The following is a 16,967-nucleotide window of genomic DNA, read 5'->3' on the forward strand; positions in this document are numbered from 1 at the left end:
TTAGGTAATTGTCTAAATATATAATAACCATTCATATTCTTATCTGTCAATGCGTATTCCCCCCATTTTGATTGAGAAAGAAATTGTCACCGAAAATGCTATAGCACCAGGTGGGGTAAAGGCGAATATTGATTTGTCTAATCCGAGTGCTTTTGGTAGTCAAAAGGCAGGAGATGGTATGGCGTCCATGCTGCGAACAGGGGAAAGCAGCGAGACCGCATCGATAGCTTTATTCCTGGCTTCAGAAGCTGCGAGCTTCGTGAATGGAACGGTAATAACGGCGGACGCCGGATGGACCGCTTATTAAACAGCTTTTACATTTTAGACAAACAGGTGTCCATTTCCATCTTCATTGCTGGAAGTGTACACCTTTTCTGGTTATACAGGTAGTTCTAACTCTTTTTAAGAGAGGGTCGATATAGGATAATGGCCTCGCCGCTGTAAGTAGATGTGATAAGGTTGCTTGTGCTAGAATAGGCTAAGAGAAACTGGAAAATAGAGCAGAGCGGCAGAGCTTTTAAAAATATAAGAAAGTATAAGTTTAACATCTATACTTTATGTTCTTATATTTCTCGCTTAAACGCTAAGCGTCTTTATATAGACGCCAAAGATGTTTATGCTAGATACATAGCCATATTCTGCGGAAAAGGGAGGAGGAGTACGGTTGCATGTTATTTCTGATCTGATCTCAACATTGTTTGAATGGATTCAGAGTCTTGGTTATTTTGGGATTATGATCGGACTTATGATTGAAGTTATTCCGAGTGAAATTGTACTGGCTTTCGGTGGCTTTTTAGTATGGAGTGGAGATATTAATTTTTTTGGCGCCGTATTATTCGGTACGATCGGCGGAGTCATTGCACAGATTTTTGTTTATTGGATTGGTCGTTATGGTGGCAGACCTGTTTTGGAGAAATACGGGAAATATATTTTCATTCAAAAGAAGCATATTGACCATTCGGAAGAGTGGTTCAATAAGTACGGGACTGGCGTAATTTTTACAGCACGTTTTATTCCGGTTGTTCGTCATGCCATTTCCGTTCCAGCTGGGATATCGAAAATGCCTTTAGGTAAGTTCACTTTGTTGACTACGCTTGCTGTTATTCCATGGAGTGCTCTGTTTGTATATCTGGGTATGACCTTGGGGAATAAATGGGAAGATATTGACAAAGTAGCAGCTAAGTATACCAACGAAATTATACTTGTAGCGATCGCTCTGATCATCATTTACTTTGTGTTTAAATGGTACAAATCCAAGAAAAAGGGGACTACAAAATGAAGCAGAATGTAGCTCAAAAGTTTGGAAAAGGCCTAACACCGCGCCAATTCGTAGAAAGTATGACGAAGAATCAACAGGCTTTTGAATCCTGGTATGAGAAGTTTAATTGGGAAGATGAGAGCGATAAGGAATATTTCGAAAGTCTGAACCATCGCGACGATTTGCGGGTACTTATCCTAGCAGCGGATTGGTGTGGAGACGTAGTACGCAATGTTCCTGCTGTATTCCGTATTCTGGAGACGGCGGGAATGAAGACAGAGGTATTTATTTTAGAAGAGAATCCGGAGCTTATGGATGATTTCTTGACCATGGGTGGCAGATCTGTCCCAGTCGTGATTTTTGCAGACACTGGAGGATATGTGCTCGGACATTGGGGTCCTAGACCAGAGGATGTGCAACGTATAATGAGAGAGTTCAAACGTGAGAATCCTGATCGTGAGGCCGCTGATTACGACAGCAAAATCGCAGATGCACGTAAGGCCATGGGGCAAGCCTATGGGGAAGGAACGGAATATCAGGCAGTTATCGCAAAAGAACTGCGTAGTCTGATTTCCGGATTCTAAACCGATGCTAAATATACGTTCATTTAATCTAGGTCCGCTTCAAACGAATGCCTACTTACTGACAGGTGCGGATCCTGCGAAGGGTATCATCATAGATCCTGGTATGAATCCTGCTGCATTAGTGCGGAGTATCGAAGGAATGGAAATCGAAGCTATTTTGTTAACACATGCACATTTTGATCATATGGGCGGTGTAGACGAAATTCGTAAAGCTAAGAAATGCCCTGTTTATTTACATCCACTTGAAAGTGAATGGCTAAGCAGCCCCAAGCTGAACGGTTCACTAATGTGGTCGGAGGTGTCACCTCCTCTAGCTACAGACCCTGCGGAATATGATCTGGCAGAAGGGCAAGTTCTGCAGTTCATTGGACACACCTTCCGTGTGTACCATACACCTGGTCACTCTCCAGGCAGTGTAAGTTTCCTTTGTGGAAATGATCTATTCTCTGGAGATGTACTCTTTAAAATGGGAGTTGGGCGCACAGATTTGCCTGGTGGTAGGGAACGGGATCTTTTCGATTCTATTCGTGGCAAGCTATACAAAATGGATGATGAAGTAAAGGTTTATCCAGGACATGGTCCACGGACAACCATTGGATTTGAAAAGATTCGCAACCCTTATGTTCCTCAATAGACGTTGGTTCTAGTAGAACCGACAAAAACCGAGGAAGTTTTAATAGACAAAAGACTACAAAAGGACTAGAATGAGGTTAATTAAATGTAACATTAACCTCGCGAAGCACGCAGACTGCGGAATTAATCCCGGTTTGCGTTCTTTTTTTTGTCTTCATATAGGCTTAAAAGCATGGAGGGAAGTAGAATGGAGAAGAATATATACTACCCGCTGGACTACGGTTGGTATGACTCCAAGGAGAAATGGAACCATTTTTGCAGCAGTAATTGCCGATTTTTTTCGGAGTGTTCAGGAAAGGGTGGCTTTTGTTCATCCATAGAACGTAGAGACATACAATTTGAAAATAAGGAACTTCGTAATGGCTTGCTTCAGGAGACCTGTGGGGTTTACGGGGGAGTACCAGTGGTTTCAGGAGGCGAGCTCAGAAGAACGCCTCTTTTTTGGCATTTTCCGGCAAGGAAAGGGATAATTCAGCCCTGGCGGCGCAAGTTGTGGGATCTCAAAAAATAATTATGGAGTGGAATGAACGAATCATAATACATATTCGTACTACAAATAGAAACGAAATCTTGAATGGAGGGGCAGATGAGCGATCAGTCGCTGGAGAGAATCAGAAGGGCACAGCAGGGAGATACTTCAGCACTGTCTTCACTGCTGCGAGAACACTATACTTTTTTATTCAAATATTTAATCAAGGTGACCATGGACCCCTTGCTGGCAGAGGATCTTGTACAGGACACCATGGTCAGATGTATGGAGAAGATCAACACCTATAACGGAACTTCTTCCTTTTCCTCTTGGTTAATCACAATTGCCACCAGAATATTCATTGATCGCAAGCGGCGCTGGAAGCGTGAAGCGGAATGGAAACAGCGGGAGCAACAGGAACAGGGGATCCGTTCGATTCGTTGGCGATTTGAGAGCAGGGGGGAAGAGTGGAGTGCAGTGCTGGATTCCCTCTCCAAATTACCTTCTGCGCAAAGAGTGGCTGTGCTACTGAAGCATTACTATGGCTATAGTTATGACGAAATTGGCGAAATCCTGCGAGTTCCTTCAGGTACAGTCAAGTCGCGTGTATCCCTTGGACTTAACCAACTACGAAAGGAGCTGAATGAGGATGGAGAAGGATAAAGTTAAGGAGCCTGAGTTGTATTTGCATAAGCTTTCAGATGAGCTTGACCGGTTAGATGCACAATATAATGACATCACACCACCTTCATTACAGGAACTGGAGAGATTAATGGTTGATGCCTCTGTGTTTAGAAAGAGCACGGAACGTAAAGAGCTGCTGTTATTCTGGGGCATATCGTTGATCCTGATCAGCGTATTTCTATCCATTCTCGGTTCTGCACCGATGATCTATTGGATTATTCAAGCGATTATTCCTATTGCGGGACTCAGTGCTCTAGGAATAGCGAGGATCAGGAGGAACAGAGAAGGTGCGCAAGAATGAATGAGCTGCAGGATGTGCCTCTATGGTTATGGTTTTGCATAGCGTTAGCATTAATGCTGCAAGGGACATTGCTATTCCGGGACGCAAGACGACGCGGAAGAAAAGCCTGGTTCTGGGGTCTATGGGCTATAACTACAGTTCCTTCACCCGCTTTGGTCTATTTACTTGTTGTTATTCTACCGGAAAGACGTAGGAGAAAGAAGTTGTGAAGGTCCAGGATATGAGCTCGTTCCTTTCATTACACAAAGGGAGTGGTACTTCATGGAAGATGTGAATTGGGGATTAATCATGCCGTTAATCATTCTGCAGGCTTTGCTTGCTATTATTGGACTGATTTCTCTGGCCAAAGCGGATAATGTTCGTGGTCCAAAATGGATGTGGATTATTATCATTATTTGCGGAAATATATTAGGCAGCGTAGCTTATTTCACAATAGGAAGGAAAGATGTCTGATGTCACTCCTTCAAGTTACGAATTTGCGCAAAATCTATGGGGCGCATGTTTCCGTAAATGATATAAGCTTTGAAATTGAGAAAGGACGGTGCGTCGCTTTACTGGGGCCTAACGGTGCTGGGAAAACGACCACACTTCGTATGCTGGCAGGGCTGTTAGAACCCACCTCTGGAATGATTTCATTTGAGGGGAGCCGTCCGGGAGCAGGATATCGCAGGGGATTAGGATATGTGCCACAGTCACCAGCCTTTTATGGGTGGATGACTGGACAGGAATATGTTGTGTTTGCTGCAAAGCTTAGTGGAATGGGAGCTAAAGAAGCAACAAGCAGCGCTTTGGAATCGCTTATACGTGTAGGCCTCAAAGACGATGCACGCCGCAGGATTGGTGGATATTCCGGGGGGATGAAGCAGCGGTTGGGTCTCGCGCAGGCACTTGTGCATCGCCCTCGACTGCTTTTACTGGATGAGCCCGTATCTGCACTTGATCCGATCGGCCGCAGGGAAGTGATGGAATTGCTACGAGAAATACGTGAAGAGACAACGGTAGTTTTCTCCACGCATGTGCTGCATGACGCGGAAGAGATATGTGATGATATTATTTTAATGAATCATGGACGCATTGCTGAGCAGGGGGCTCTGTCGCAGCTTCGTTCACAATACAGCCTTCCTGTTATTCGTTTACGTACCGAGAAGCACAAAGAAGCCATTCAGTGGCTGGAATCTCTTGCCTCCAAGCCGTTTGTACTGGAGTCGGAGTTGTTTGGAGATCATGCGGTATTTAATGTGAATGATGTAGAAAAGGCCCGCCAGGCGATTTTGCAAGAAGCAGCGCAGCTCGAAATTCCATTGCTGCAATTTGAAGCAGGCTCTTCCACGTTAGAGGATTTATTTATGAAGGTGGTGGGCGTATGAGCAGCACCTGGGTCCTTTATCGAAAAGAAATGCTCGAGATGGCTCGCAGTTATAAGCTAATCTGGATACCTGTCGTGTTCATCATTTTAGGCATTATGCAGCCTTTAACTATTTATTATTTGCCGGAAATATTAAAAGCCTCCGGGGATGTGCCCCCAGGTCTGCTGGAAGGGTATGAAATACCGAGTGCCGCAGTTGTGATGGCGCAAGCACTGGGACAGTATGGAACAATTGGAATGTTGGTATTGGCGCTAGGCTCGATGAATATTTTAGCTGGAGAACGCTATAGCGGAACTATGGAGTTAATTCTAGTAAGACCGGTTTCTCCCGCGGCAATAGTGATCGCTAAATGGACAGCTCAACTCACCCTGCTTGTTGTTGCGCTTGGATTGGGTGCAGCGGGTGCAGCTTATTACACGGAGCAGCTAATTGGTTCAGTACCATGGGGCGATGCTATCGCAGCTTCAGGAGTATATGGTTTATGGTTATTATGTGTTGTCTCGGCTACGTTGTTGTTTAGTGCCTTTTTAAGACCTCCAGTAGCTGCTTTTTTAGCACTGGCGTTAATGGCTGGATTCTCATTAGGCTTAAGCTTATTGCCTAAATGGTTTGACTGGACACCCGCAGGACTTTCCGGGCTGTCAGCAGGAATTCTTACTGACGGAGAGGGCTTTAGAGCAGGTCCATATCTTTCTGCCAGTGTATTGATCATAATTTGCCTTGTTGGGTCTGCGCTTTTGACAAGAAAGAACAACTTTCCTGATTGATTATTAAGCTCTGCTCTATCGAATATAGTATATTTAAAAATATAAGAAAGTATAAGTTTCACACTATAAATTATCCTTCTATTTCTTGGTAGAATTTTCAGGATCGTCTGGACTGCTGCTAGACAGTTCTATCTTTTTTTAGTAGACTGTTGAAACAAGCAAAATCATGATAGATTTTGGGGTCAGGAGGTAGGGCGATGCTGCGTTTAGGAGAAAAGATTGTCATTGTTGCGGACGCTTTTGAGCAGAGTCTTCCTATCGGGGAATACGGCTACCTAATTGCTTACGACCGCAATCCCGATAATGCGTTTGACTATGTTATACGTGTACCGGAAGCCAACAGGAACTTTTATGTTCCGGCTGAAGACATTGAGGCGGAAGAACATTTATTAGTAGCTGAGGCTGAAAGAGCAACGCATGAAGCGTTAATTGATTATGCTTTGTCCACGTACAATGAGAAGCTGTTCCATCATTTGATGAACGGTGAAGATATGGATACAGAAGAGACGGAAACAACGTCAACCGAAAGCATGTCCCAAGCAGATTTCATCAAACAAGTGAATCTTAGAGCTTGGATTTAAGGAAGGCCGGCGAAAGCCGGCTTTTTTGTTATAACCCCATCATTGAATTGTCCAAGCTTCTACAATATAATTAAAAACGTTATCCGGGCGCTTTAGCCCTTTAAACAGGAGGGATTTATCTTATGAGCATTACCGTTAAAGATGTGCAGCATGTGGCCAAGCTGGCTCGTCTGCAATTGAGCCCGGAAGAAGAGGCAACCTTTACAGAACAAATGAATGCTATTTTACAATATGCTGAGAAGTTGAATGAGCTAGATACGGAGAATGTGAAGCCGACCACGCATGTACTGCAGGTCAGTAATGTGATGCGTGATGATGTTGTGAAGGAAAGCCTAACGCAAGAGGAAGCACTTCTTAACGCGCCGGATGATGAAGACGGACATTTCAAGGTTCCAGCTGTTTTGGAATAACTACATAATTAGAAAGGGGGAAGAATCTTGAGCCTGTTTCAAAATCGATTGCCTGAAGTACATCGCATGTTAACTGCTAAAGAAGTATCGGTCAGTGAACTGACTGAAGAATCACTGGCGATTATCGCTGAGCGGGATAAGAAAGTAAATGCATTTTTGACCTTGAACGAGGAGGGCGCTCGTAGCACCGCACGCGCTTTGGACGACAAACTGGCATCTGGAGCAGCACGTGGATTGCTGTTTGGTCTTCCTGCCGGAATTAAGGATAATATTGTAACTAAGGGACTACGCACGACCTGTGCCAGCCAATTTTTGAAAGATTTCCAGCCGATTTATAACGCTACTGTGGCTTCTAAACTGCAGCAGGCAGATGCCGTAACGATCGGTAAATTGAATATGGATGAATTCGCAATGGGTGGATCTAATGAGAATTCAAGCTTTGGTCCTGTACGCAATCCTTGGGATTTAGAGCGTGTGCCCGGCGGTTCCAGTGGTGGATCTGCTGCTGCAGTAGCTGCTGGCGAAGTATTCTTCTCACTAGGTTCGGATACTGGGGGTTCCATCCGCCAGCCTGCTTCCTATTGTGGTGTTGTAGGTCTCAAACCTACTTATGGTCTTGTATCACGTTATGGACTGGTAGCCTTTGCTTCCTCACTCGATCAGATTGGACCATTAACACGTAATGTAGAGGATTCTGCATATGTGCTTCAAGCGATTGCTGGTTATGATGCCCAGGACTCTACTTCAGCTAAAGTAGAAATTCCTGATTATTTGAGTTCTCTGACTGGTGATGTTTCCGGACTTCGCATTGCTGTACCGAAGGAATACTTAGGAGCAGGTGTCGATGCTTCTGTGCGTGAGACAGTCTTGTCCGCACTTAAGGTGCTGGAAGGAATGGGTGCTGTCTGGGAGGAAGTTTCGTTACCACATACGGAATACGCAGTAGCAGCTTATTATTTGCTGTCCTCTTCGGAAGCTTCATCTAACCTCGCGCGTTTTGACGGTGTGCGTTATGGTGCACGTGTAGATGAAGGCGGAGGATTGCTTGATCTATATCTTAATTCCCGCAGTCGCGGCTTTGGCCCTGAGGTCAAACGTCGTATTATGTTGGGAACTTATGCACTCAGCTCCGGGTATTACGATGCATACTATTTAAAAGCACAAAAGGTGCGTACTTTGATTAAACAGGACTTTGATGACATCTTTAAAAAATATGATGTGGTCATCGGGCCAACAGCGCCTACGACAGCATTCAAATTAGGTTCACAGACGGAGGATCCGCTGACCATGTATCTGAACGATATTCTCACGATTCCTGTGAGCTTGGCAGGTATTCCTGCCGTTAGCGTTCCTTGTGGCTTTGCGGAAGGCATGCCAGTAGGTTTGCAAATTATCGGTAAAGAATTTGACGAGAGTACGATTCTGCGTGTTGCTCACGCTTTTGAACAAAATACTGATCATCACAAGCAGCGTCCACAGCTGTAGTAAAGGAGGGAATGGGATTACTTATGTCTAAATACGAAACAGTCATCGGCTTAGAGGTTCACGTAGAACTTCATACCAACTCCAAAATCTTTTGCGGATGCTCCACTGAATTTGGAGCCCCGCCTAACACGCATACCTGTCCTGTCTGCCTGGGTCACCCCGGCGTATTGCCAGTTCTTAACAAACAAGCGGTAGATTACGCTATGAAAGCAGCGATGGCGCTAAATTGTACCATTGGTGATGTTAGTAAATTCGACCGCAAGAACTATTTTTACCCGGATTCGCCGAAAGCTTATCAGATTTCGCAGTTCGATCAGCCTATCGGTTTGAACGGCTGGATCGACATTGAAGTGAATGGAGAAACGAAACGGATCGGTATTACTCGTCTTCATTTGGAAGAGGATGCGGGTAAGCTGACGCACGTAGATGGCGGTTTTGCATCGCTCGTCGATTTCAACCGGGTGGGAACACCGCTTATCGAAATCGTATCTGAGCCAGACTTGCGCTCGCCAGAGGAAGCTCGTGCTTATCTGGAGAAAATCCGTGCCATTATGCAATACTGCGACGTATCCGATGTCAAGATGGAAGAGGGATCGATGCGCTGTGACGCGAACATCAGTCTACGTCCAGAAGGACAAGAGGAATTCGGTATTAGAGCAGAGCTTAAGAACATGAACTCCTTCCGCGGTGTGCTGCGTGGACTGGAGTATGAACAATATCGTCAGGCTGAGATCCTGGATGATGGTGGAGTAGTTGTACAAGAGACTCGCCGCTGGGATGAAGCCCAAGGGAAAACTTTATCTATGCGTGGAAAAGAAGAAGCGCACGATTATCGTTATTTCCCAGATCCAGATCTGATCGTGCTGCATATTGACGATGCTTGGAAAGAATCCATTCGTTCGACGATCCCGGAACTACCGGATGCAAGACAAGCTCGCTACAGTGAAGAACTGGGTCTTACAGCTTATGATGCTGGCGTGATTACTTCCTCTAAACCGCTAGCGGACTTTTTCGAAGGATGCCTTACTTATACGCAGGATGCCAAGGCTGTAGCTAACTGGATCATGGGTGATCTGCTTGCTTATTTGAATAGTAATAACCTGGAATTGTCTCAGGTCAAAATTACGCCGCAAGGGCTCGGGGAAATGATCGGCCTCATTGCAGGTGGAACTATCAGCAGCAAGATCGCTAAAACGGTATTTAAAGAAATGCTAGAGAGCGGTAAATTGCCTGCTGCAATCGTAGAGGAAAAAGGTCTGGTACAAATCAGCGATGAAGGTGCCATTAAAGGAATTGTGGAAGCTGTCGTAGCTGCCAATCCACAATCAGTGGAAGATTATAAAGCAGGTAAACAGAAGGCCATCGGTTTCCTCGTAGGACAAGTTATGAAAGAAAGTAAAGGTAAGGCAAATCCAGGTCTTGCGAATAAACTTCTGATCGAGGTATTGAGCAGCTAACCTTTATTTGAAATATAAGAAAGTATAAGTTTTACACTATACTTTATCCTTATATTTCTCGTATAAACGCTTGTCGTCGATAAAAGGACGCCAAAGGTGTTTATACTTGGGGTAATATACTTATGTAATAAGCTAAGGGCTTGTCGGCAACGGCAGGCCCTTAGCGGCATATAAGGGGACTAGTAGGGATGAATACAATTATTAAGCTAAACCTCCAGGATGATAGTACCGTTAATGAACTATGGAGCCTCCAGCATAAGGCCTACCGGCTAGAAGCGGAGTTAATAGGGTTTCGTGAGATCCCACCGCTTATGGAGACGAGAGAGATGCTCAGCCACTCTAAAGAGGATTTTTACGGCTGCTTTGATAAAGATGAAGAACTGATGGGTGCTATTGCTATAGAAGAAGAATCCCCGGGCAAACTCACGATTACGCGGATGATGGTGGGACCGGACTTTTTCCGCAGAGGTATTGCAAGTAGTCTCTTGGAATATGTATTTGAACATTTTTCAGGGATGGAGCAATACATCGTATCTACGGGGAAGCTAAACCTGCCTGCCGTTTCTTTGTACAGCAAGCATGGTTTTGTACCTATGGGATCGCAGGAAGTTGCTCCCGGTGTGGAATTGATTGATTTTTATCGGAGTGGTTCACTTTGAAGAAGCATATACACAGACCCATGTTTACGAAAGGAGGAGCCGAGATATGACAAATGATTCTGCAATACTCTCAGCGCAGGAAGAGCAGCGGGGTTCAGCCGATCTTGAGACTATGGAGAGTGAGATTCAGAAGAAGATAATCCCTCCACGTCCAAAACGGCGCCGCCGCAAACGCAAATTTATCGCTGGACTATTGGCAGCTCTCATCCCAGGAACTGGGCACTTATACTTTGGGCTTCTCCGCAAAGGAATTACCTTTATCTTCTTGATACTATTGGATATCTCAGCTTTAATTTATTTCTCATCCATTGGAATGCAGATTAATGTTCCGTTGCTTATTTTACTTGCACTAATTATTCCGGCGATATATTTCTATAATGTGTATGATGTACTGCAATCAGCGGACAAGATTCTCCGTTACCCTGAAGATCAAGAGCTTGATGATTCTGTGGCAAAAATAACTACACCTCCTAAGCGTCGTAGTATCGTCAGTGAACCTGGCGTATCCTTTGGATTTCTACTTCTTTTAGGGGGAGCGCTTCTCATTCTGTTTCGCCAAAAGCCAGCATGGCTGCAATTTTTTATTGAGCATTACTCCGAAGCGGCGGTGTCTGCAGTTTTATTATGTGGTGGTATATATGTAGGAGCGAGAGAAATTGTCAGAGGAATCGTTTCGCGCAAAAAAAATGAGTCTCATAACCGGCGTGTAGGAAGATATACGGCATCGGTCTTGCTTATTGCTATTGCCATCCCGTTGTTTCTGGATTGGAAAGACGGGTCGGATTATATGCTTTTACTCTTGAAGTGGTGGCCGGTCATCCCGGTGTTATGGGGGATTGAGTTCCTGTTCATGTATTTCTTCTCAGGTCGTTCAGGCTCTGTACAAAAGGGAACAAGAATCAGATTGGATTTACGCGGCCTTTTATCTGCTATATTGCTTGCTGCGAGTGTGTTTATCGTTGCCGAACAAGAACATTACTTATATCTGTGGAAAAATGTGAGTCTCAACCTTACAGCAGCTGCAGTCGACTATGGCGAGGCGAAGGGAAGTAAATTTCAGAAGGCTCCACTTATTGTTCCAGTGAAGTTAAATACAGCCAAAATATCCGTTGATGGTATTAATGGAGATATTTTATTGCACCGGGCTCCCGTAGATAATATTCAAATTACTACTACAGTTTGGGTAGATCAATTGGAAGGTCCGATGGCTGAGGCCATTTCGGAACAGTCCTTTGTGGATGTTGTTGAAGGACCAACTATAAAAATCACTTCAAACAGCAAGGCGTACGGAGAATCAGGTAAGCGTCAGCCGCGAATGGATTTGGACATTTCTTTGCCGGAAGACCGCCGGTTTAACCTCGATGTTCGCACTATGAATGGTGGGATCACCCTGCAGAACATAGAAGCGATCGAAGATATTTCGCTGGAAACGGGGAATGGAGAACTTATTCTTCATCGTATCTTTGGTAATGTGAAAGGGAAAACACTGAATGGAGCTGTGCGTGCGAGATCCGTCCAGGGCAGTGTTGATTTATCAACGAGCGGTGGCAATATGAATGCTTGGAATGTCACAGGAGCCTTGAAATTATCAACGGCAGTTGGCAATATCGGTGCAACCGGGAATGAAGCTGAAATCGATATTTCTAGCAAAAATGGTAATTTAGAGATTGATGGAGCCAGATCGAAGCTGCATGCAGAATCCTTGAATGGCATCATTGATGTTCGTTCACATGAAGTCGGAGGAGACTGGGATATTTATAGTGCAGTTGGTGATATTCAATTGTATTTGTCGCAGTTAGGGAACTATAAGTTGAATGGCTCAAGTGGATATGGCGATATTATTTCAGATTTACCTACCTTAACCATTGATAAGAAGAAGATATCTGGTGAAGTGGGCACAGGTGAGTTCAAGATTCAGGTTGAGGGAAACAGTAACTTAAATGTGAGAGGTTATTGAAAAAAGTAATTTTTCTTATATAATAATGAATATAATGTATCGACTTCGTTGACAAGATTGAAAACCCAGTCTTACACTTATAAGAAATATTTCTTTTATTTTTAAATTTAAAAGGCGGTGACAGTCATGGGGAGTGGCGTACAACATGCATTGGAACAATTAAAAACAACAGGTGTCCGTATAACGCCCCAGCGTCATGCGATTCTTACGTATTTGATGGAAGCGATGAATCATCCTACAGCTGACGATATATATCGGGCATTAGAGCCTAAATTTCCGAGCATGAGCGTGGCAACCGTATATAATAATCTCAAGATGTTTATGGAAGCTGGCATGGTTCGTGAGTTGACCTATGGGGATAGCTCCAGCCGTTTTGATGCCAATGTGTCTGATCATTATCATGTTATATGTCAGAAATGCGGTAAGATTGAGGATTTCAGTTATCCTTCGCTTAGGGATGTAGAGCTGCATGCTGAGCAAGCTACAGGCTTTAAGATTACAGGATTGCGTATGGAACTGCATGGATTTTGCTCAAGTTGTAAAGAGAAACAGCATTAAGACTAGAATAGAACGGTATCAAGGCGATCTACCAAGTTATCACTAAACGTGCGAAATCCGAAAGCGGAGGACTCACGTTTTTATTTTTTTACAAATATAAGAACGAAAACGTTTAATATAACAATTTGTAGGATAAATGACTATTTTCTACTGGTTATACGAAACCAAGTGGATGTTATAATCGTAATGTTAGACTCTATTAAAAATCATATTATTATCTGGAGGATATATTTTGGACAGAAGACTGGGACAGAGGCGCGTCAAAAAGCGCGGAGGTTTTTTTAGGCGGTTATTTGGACTTTTAATCATTGTAGCAGCAGCATATTGGGTAGTGTTTTATGTATTGCCAAATCGTCAGCATATAGATGTAGATTGGAAAGCTCAAGCGCACCCCATCTTTGTAAAAGGAGAGCATACAGGTTATTCTGCCTCGGGGACTGGGGATAGCATGTTATTACCATTACCATTGTTGCAAGAGTATGTGGATCCTTCCATTCGTTATGAAGAGAAGACGAAATCGGTCATCCTATCAACGGATAGTGAGCTCCTTTACATGCAGGAGGATAAAACCGATGCTAGTCTGAACAATCGTCCGCTGCACCTGCGGTTAGCGCCTGAAGTAAAGGAGAAAGTGACCTACCTTCCTGCGGATGTATTAGAAGATCTATATGGGTTTGAAATACAGGAGGATACGAATACCGGAGCAATACTACTAATGACGGCAGGAGAATCTGTCTCGTTAGGAAAAGTTAAAGGTGAAGAAGGCGACAAGTCAGTAGCTCTACGAAATGAGGCATCCATTCACGCACCTATAGTTGCGGATATGTCTCCTGGGGCAGTCGTGAATATTTGGAATGAAGAAAATAAGGACTGGCTGTTTGTGCAATTAAGCAGCGGGTATGCAGGTTATGCCAAGGCAAGTGACATTGTTCGGGACGGTCAAAAGACAGTGGAACCGAAAAAATCCACGCCAACACGCGCTGAACGTAACTGGAAAGGGAAGTCAGTGAATTTGTATTGGGAGGCTGTTTACCAACGCAAACCTAACCCAGAAACCTTCGGTGAGCTACCAGGCGTTAACGTGGCTAGCCCAACTTGGTTTAGTATTATAGATGGCGATGGCAATGTGCGCAGTCAGGCCGACAGTGCGTATGTGCAGTGGGCGCATGGGCGCGGGTTAGAGGTATGGGGGTTGCTTAGCAATAGCTTCGATCCAGACATGACTACTGAGGCATTGTCCAGCTATGAGAAACGGATGAATGCAATCGTACAGATCTTAGAATATTCGGATTTATACAATTTGGATGGAATTAATATCGATTTTGAGAATGTGTATACGAAAGACGGAGAGAATGTCACTCAATTTATGAGAGAGCTAAAACCGATGGCTCAGGCTAAGAATCTAATCGTCTCCATAGACGTGACACCTAAATCCAATAGCGAGATGTGGTCAGCATTCCTTGATCGTAAGGCTCTTGGGACATTAGTCGATTATCTAATCGTGATGGCTTATGATGAACATTGGGCAGCTAGCCCTATCGCGGGCTCTGTTGCCTCCTTACCTTGGGTAGAGAATTCAATAAGCCGGATCATAGAGGAAGACAATGTGCCGCCTGAGAAGGTGATTTTGGGGATCCCATTGTACACCCGCATCTGGACTGAGGCTCAAGTAGATGGCAAGACAAAGGTAAGCTCCAAATCCGTTAGTATGAATGCCGTTGAAAAAATTATCAAAGAGAAGAAGCTAACTCCTACATTTGATAAGGATGCTGGGCAGAATTACGTAGAGTACAAGGAAGATGGCGCTCTTAAGAAAATATGGATAGAAGATAAGGTGAGCTTAAAATCAAGAGTTGAGCTTGCTAAGTCCATGGGGCTTGGAGGCATCGGATCATGGAATCGCAGTTTTAGCAATCCATCAGCATGGGAAGCATTACAAGAGATTCATAAGTAATCATAATTTCATTTATAACAAACAAAGAGGCTCCCATATCGGGGGCCTCTTTGTTGTATTAGCAAATATTTGAGTGCATTTTAACTAGTTAGTAATGAGCCTCTGTAAGGTGTGTTTAGTGGTTTAGTTGCTGATGCTCAAGCTGATCTGCAGTAATAGTGGCCTCGGCCGGATCCATAGTAAGAATGGTGTGGCAGAACATACAGCGGTCTGTTTTACCGAGCATCTTGGTCAGCTTGTGACACTCAGGGCATTCTAGCTGAACTGCACTCGTTGAGAGCATGCCAGCCCAGAAATAGATCGCAAGACTTGCCATCATGGAAATTAAACCGATTACAAGTCCGATTCCAGCGAATACTTTCCCAGTTGATCCCCAGAATACGATGCCTGCTGTACCCAAAACCATAAGTCCCATTCCGAGCATTGTGAGCAGTAATCCCCATGTGCGAAAAGCGTTGATCTTAGCCGTTTTAAACTTCATGAGTGTTTGCTCCTCACTAAATATAGTTGGGTTGTTCAGAAGGAACTGTCTTTCATATGTAGAATAATAATTATAACTGAATTATAACTGACTGGACGCAAATTCGCCAAATTTAATGGAGGGAAGCATGGAATTATCCAATGTAACTTTGTTGAGTGGAGAAACGTTTGAAGAAAATGTTTTAGGAGCTGTCGCTTTGCGGCAGAAAGGGAGTACTCCTTTTCAAAGCGCGCTACTTCACGATTTTGATATGGTTGTGTTAGTTTTACATGAGGAACAGGATTTAGAACATATTGTTCGCCACACCATTGCCGGTGACACACGGACCCAGTCAGTCCATATTGGCCTTTCCGCTTTGGAGCGGGCTGTCATGGCGGGAGATAATAACGAGCTCCTTACTAGTTTGATGATTGGGGAAGTGATCTGGGATCCCAAAGGAATACTAGGGGATATGCGCCGGGAGATTTTACAATTTGAAGGGCCTCTTAAGGAACGAGTTGAGTTCATGGAGTTTGCACGATTCTTGCATTTGTATGTGAAATCTAAACGATATATAGAAGCTGGCTACATTATGGATGCATATAACTGTGTATTGATGGCTCTATATCATTGGGCAAGAATAGAAGTGAGTGAATCTGGTTCATTTCCAGAGCCTGCTGTTTGGGAGCAGGTTAAAAGTATGAACACTTCTGTCCATAAACTATATGAGGAACTAACCATCAGCACGGAGACCTTAGAGCAAAGAGTAGAGCTTGTTCTTCTAGCATGTGAATTTGGGATCATGTCCAAAATGACGGATTGTTGTGCATTGCTTTTCAATATTCTGAATAGCCGTAAGGAAGCGTGGAGTATAAAAGAATTACTACAGCATTCTGGCCTGTGTCAATTAGAGGCTGAGTTGCCCCTAGTTTTACGAAAGCTTGTTTCTCGTTCGCTAATCCGTGAGATTACTTTATGGGCTGACGGTCATGGGGGAGAGGGTCATGCGATCCGATATACCTTATAGAGAAGAAATTAGATGCAGGATTTGCCGGTAATCTATAGATAAAATAAGTAGGGATAGGGAGAGGCTGAGCACTCTCTTTTTTGTTTGCTCGCTACTATGATGCGCTCATATTTATTCTAATAAATTTATGGTTGACTCTTTCCTAGTTCATGTGTTAAATTATAACTCGTCCCTCTGACACAGAGATGTGCTTTCGAAAACATTCGAAAGACAACCGAAAAAAGAAATTAAAAAAAAGGTTGACTAAAACGAGGACGCTGTGATATATTATAAAGGTCGCTGCTGAACAACACAACGACGAAATAAACGGCTTGATCTTTGAAAACTGAACAACGAGTGAGTAGGAAATCGCGAAG

Annotated in this window: 19 protein-coding genes and 1 pseudogene; 19 read left to right on the top strand and 1 reads right to left on the bottom strand. The window is 43.9% G+C overall.

The window, feature by feature from the left end; all coding sequences use genetic code 11:
• Window positions 1-94: 94 nt before the first annotated feature.
• The 18 genes and pseudogenes from ACWNM1_RS12405 to ACWNM1_RS12490 form a co-directional block, all read left to right on the top strand.
• Window positions 95-307, top strand: a pseudogene (locus tag ACWNM1_RS12405) (SDR family oxidoreductase); the annotation flags it as partial.
• Between the two features lie 357 nt (window positions 308-664).
• On the top strand, window positions 665-1,279 hold the full coding sequence (locus ACWNM1_RS12410) for a DedA family protein (RefSeq protein ID WP_042191826.1): 615 nt from the start codon (window positions 665-667) through the stop codon (window positions 1,277-1,279).
• Window positions 1,276-1,842 (top strand): thioredoxin family protein, encoded by a 567-nt coding sequence (locus tag ACWNM1_RS12415; protein WP_449601151.1) that lies wholly within the window; start codon window positions 1,276-1,278, stop codon window positions 1,840-1,842. The genes ACWNM1_RS12410 and ACWNM1_RS12415 overlap by 4 nt, the downstream gene beginning before the upstream one ends.
• 4 nt (window positions 1,843-1,846) lie before the next feature.
• Window positions 1,847-2,476: an MBL fold metallo-hydrolase gene (locus ACWNM1_RS12420; RefSeq protein ID WP_094872421.1), complete on the top strand. Its 630-nt coding sequence runs from the start codon at window positions 1,847-1,849 to the stop codon at window positions 2,474-2,476.
• A gap of 585 nt (window positions 2,477-3,061) precedes the next feature.
• Window positions 3,062-3,607: an RNA polymerase sigma factor SigY gene (gene sigY, locus ACWNM1_RS12425; protein WP_449601152.1), complete on the top strand. Its 546-nt coding sequence runs from the start codon at window positions 3,062-3,064 to the stop codon at window positions 3,605-3,607.
• Window positions 3,594-3,929, top strand: a complete 336-nt coding sequence (locus ACWNM1_RS12430; protein WP_449601153.1) for a YxlC family protein — start codon at window positions 3,594-3,596, stop codon at window positions 3,927-3,929. Before sigY ends, ACWNM1_RS12430 begins: the two co-directional genes overlap by 14 nt.
• On the top strand, window positions 3,926-4,138 hold the full coding sequence (locus ACWNM1_RS12435) for a hypothetical protein (RefSeq protein WP_449601154.1): 213 nt from the start codon (window positions 3,926-3,928) through the stop codon (window positions 4,136-4,138). The genes ACWNM1_RS12430 and ACWNM1_RS12435 overlap by 4 nt, the downstream gene beginning before the upstream one ends.
• Window positions 4,139-4,190: 52 nt before the next feature.
• Window positions 4,191-4,382 (top strand): PLDc N-terminal domain-containing protein, encoded by a 192-nt coding sequence (locus tag ACWNM1_RS12440; RefSeq protein WP_149644902.1) that lies wholly within the window; start codon window positions 4,191-4,193, stop codon window positions 4,380-4,382.
• A complete protein-coding gene (locus ACWNM1_RS12445; RefSeq protein ID WP_449601155.1) occupies window positions 4,382-5,296 on the top strand; it encodes an ABC transporter ATP-binding protein in 915 nt (304 codons plus the stop codon). The genes ACWNM1_RS12440 and ACWNM1_RS12445 overlap by 1 nt, the downstream gene beginning before the upstream one ends.
• Window positions 5,293-6,063: an ABC transporter permease subunit gene (locus ACWNM1_RS12450; RefSeq protein ID WP_449601156.1), complete on the top strand. Its 771-nt coding sequence runs from the start codon at window positions 5,293-5,295 to the stop codon at window positions 6,061-6,063. The genes ACWNM1_RS12445 and ACWNM1_RS12450 overlap by 4 nt, the downstream gene beginning before the upstream one ends.
• A 197-nt stretch (window positions 6,064-6,260) precedes the next feature.
• Entirely contained in the window at window positions 6,261-6,644 is a 384-nt protein-coding gene (locus tag ACWNM1_RS12455; RefSeq protein ID WP_042131017.1) for a hypothetical protein, read from the top strand.
• A 122-nt stretch (window positions 6,645-6,766) separates the two neighbouring features.
• Window positions 6,767-7,054: an Asp-tRNA(Asn)/Glu-tRNA(Gln) amidotransferase subunit GatC gene (gene gatC, locus ACWNM1_RS12460; protein WP_042131015.1), complete on the top strand. Its 288-nt coding sequence runs from the start codon at window positions 6,767-6,769 to the stop codon at window positions 7,052-7,054.
• 27 nt (window positions 7,055-7,081) lie between these two features.
• Window positions 7,082-8,539: an Asp-tRNA(Asn)/Glu-tRNA(Gln) amidotransferase subunit GatA gene (gene gatA / locus ACWNM1_RS12465; protein WP_042191806.1), complete on the top strand. Its 1,458-nt coding sequence runs from the start codon at window positions 7,082-7,084 to the stop codon at window positions 8,537-8,539.
• A gap of 11 nt (window positions 8,540-8,550) precedes the next feature.
• Window positions 8,551-9,996, top strand: a complete 1,446-nt coding sequence (gene gatB / locus ACWNM1_RS12470; protein WP_449601157.1) for an Asp-tRNA(Asn)/Glu-tRNA(Gln) amidotransferase subunit GatB — start codon at window positions 8,551-8,553, stop codon at window positions 9,994-9,996.
• Window positions 9,997-10,184: 188 nt separating this feature from the next.
• Window positions 10,185-10,655: a GNAT family N-acetyltransferase gene (locus ACWNM1_RS12475; RefSeq protein WP_449601158.1), complete on the top strand. Its 471-nt coding sequence runs from the start codon at window positions 10,185-10,187 to the stop codon at window positions 10,653-10,655.
• Between the two features lie 46 nt (window positions 10,656-10,701).
• Window positions 10,702-12,612, top strand: a complete 1,911-nt coding sequence (locus ACWNM1_RS12480; RefSeq protein WP_449601159.1) for a DUF4097 family beta strand repeat-containing protein — start codon at window positions 10,702-10,704, stop codon at window positions 12,610-12,612.
• Between the two features lie 126 nt (window positions 12,613-12,738).
• Window positions 12,739-13,170 carry a Fur family transcriptional regulator gene (locus ACWNM1_RS12485; protein ID WP_449601160.1) on the top strand — a complete coding sequence of 144 codons (432 nt, stop codon included), beginning with the start codon at window positions 12,739-12,741 and terminating at the stop codon, window positions 13,168-13,170.
• Window positions 13,171-13,402: 232 nt separating this feature from the next.
• Window positions 13,403-15,124 (top strand): glycosyl hydrolase family 18 protein, encoded by a 1,722-nt coding sequence (locus ACWNM1_RS12490; RefSeq protein ID WP_449601161.1) that lies wholly within the window; start codon window positions 13,403-13,405, stop codon window positions 15,122-15,124.
• Between the two features lie 115 nt (window positions 15,125-15,239).
• On the opposite strand, the gene ACWNM1_RS12495 is transcribed toward ACWNM1_RS12490, so the two are convergent.
• Window positions 15,240-15,605 (bottom strand): DUF2614 family zinc ribbon-containing protein, encoded by a 366-nt coding sequence (locus tag ACWNM1_RS12495; protein WP_042191795.1) that lies wholly within the window; start codon window positions 15,603-15,605, stop codon window positions 15,240-15,242.
• Window positions 15,606-15,732: 127 nt separating this feature from the next.
• Between ACWNM1_RS12495 and ACWNM1_RS12500 the strand changes: the two genes are divergently transcribed.
• Window positions 15,733-16,611 (top strand): nucleotidyltransferase-like protein, encoded by an 879-nt coding sequence (locus ACWNM1_RS12500; protein ID WP_042191792.1) that lies wholly within the window; start codon window positions 15,733-15,735, stop codon window positions 16,609-16,611.
• Window positions 16,612-16,967 lie beyond the last annotated feature (356 nt).

Source organism: Paenibacillus sp. Marseille-Q9583 (assembly GCF_976954365.1).